This window comes from Neisseria sp. P0009.S007 (assembly GCF_051962515.1).
Genome location: NZ_JBQCVF010000306.1, coordinates 1 through 1544, shown reverse-complemented (window position 1 = coordinate 1544; position 1544 = coordinate 1). Strand labels below are relative to the sequence as shown.

The following is a 1544-nucleotide window of genomic DNA, read 5'->3' as shown; positions in this document are numbered from 1 at the left end:
ATCCGAATGTGTACGGTATCGATATGCCGACCCGTGAAGAACTGATTGCAAACGGCCGCAGCGCAGCAGAAATCGCAGCCGAGATTGGCGCGGATGGTATCGTCTTCCAGAACTTAGAAGACTTGGAAGCAGTAGTCAAAGCACTCAATCCAAAAATCGAATCCTTTGATTCTTCATGCTTTAATGGTGTTTATCAAACCGGCGATATCGACGAAGCGTATCTAAACCGTCTCTCTACCGAAAAATCAGGTTGTGGCGGTTTGAAAGTACATCCAAGCAAAATGGAACACAGCATCAGTATCAGCGATAGCGATGATGATGAAGAATAAAGTAAATTGACTTACAATAAAGGCCGTCTGAAAATTAATGTTCAGACGGCCTTTAATTATGTTTTAGACACATTATGAGTACCGAAACCAAAAATTACATCACGCCTACCGGCTGGCAGGCATTGAAAGACGAACTTTATCATCTGGTCAACAAAGAACGCCCAGAAATCGTCCAAATCGTTAACTGGGCGGCGAGCAATGGCGACCGCAGCGAGAATGGGGACTATCTTTACGGCAAACGCCGTATGCGCGAAATCGACCGCCGTATCCGCTTCCTAACCAAACGCTTGGAAGCTGCCGTCGTCGTCGACCCTGAAGCACGTGAAGCCACGGACCAGATTTTTTTCAGCGCCACCGTTGGCTTATTGCGCGGAGATGGTCGTGAACAAACCGTCAAAATCGTCGGCGTAGATGAAATCGATACTGCTAAAAATAAAATCTCATGGATTTCCCCTTTGGCGCGCAGCCTGATAAAAGCACGCGAAGGCGATGAAGTTGTCTTGGATACACCGGAAGGGCGTGAGATTATAGAGATTCTGTCGGTGGAATATATTAAGATTGACTGATTATGCGTGAATAATGTGAATGAAACTACAAAAGGCCGTCTGAAAAATATACTTTCAGACGGCCTTTTATTTGAATGTATCTACGCTTTTAAGATTTTCCGGCTTTATCTCCGATTTTGCTTTCTTTGCCTTGAATCAGGTTTTGAATATTGCTTTTATGGCGGTACAACACCAATGCGGCAATGAATACGGTTGCCCATGCCCAAGAGGCGTGTGGCATCATGAAGAAGGCGAAGATGGGTGCGCAGACGGTGGCGACCAGTGCGGCAAGGGAAGATACTTTGAAACCGAACGCCATGACCAGCCAAACCAAGGCACAGAGCAGGGCGGTTGCGGGGGAGAGGGCGAGCAAGACGCCCAATGCGGTGGCTACGCCTTTGCCGCCTTTAAAATTGAAAAATATTGGCCACATATGACCGACCAATGCGGCGATGGCAACCAGTGCTATCGTTGCATCAGATAAATTTAAAGCATCTTGCAGGCAGCGTGCCAAGATGACGGCAACCAAGCCTTTTACTGCATCGCCGAGCAGGGTCAGTGCGGCTGCTTTTTTCTTACCGCTGCGCAAGACATTGGTGGCACCGGGGTTGCCGGAGCCGTAAGTGCGCGGATCGTCCATGCCGTAATATTTTGATACGATGACGGCAAA

2 protein-coding genes and 1 pseudogene are annotated in these 1544 nt (G+C 48.0%); 2 read left to right on the top strand and 1 reads right to left on the bottom strand.

Annotated elements, in window-relative coordinates; translation table 11 throughout:
- Positions 1–329, top strand: a pseudogene (locus ACTHS3_RS12725) (amidophosphoribosyltransferase); the annotation flags it as partial.
- Between the two features lie 74 nt (positions 330–403).
- Complete coding sequence (gene greB, locus ACTHS3_RS12720) at positions 404–895, top strand: transcription elongation factor GreB (RefSeq protein ID WP_070608176.1); 492 nt, start codon at positions 404–406, stop codon at positions 893–895.
- 88 nt (positions 896–983) lie between these two features.
- On the opposite strand, the gene plsY is transcribed toward greB, so the two are convergent.
- A partial coding sequence (plsY, locus tag ACTHS3_RS12715) for a glycerol-3-phosphate 1-O-acyltransferase PlsY (protein ID WP_440368104.1) occupies positions 984–1544 on the bottom strand: 561 nt, incomplete at its 5' end.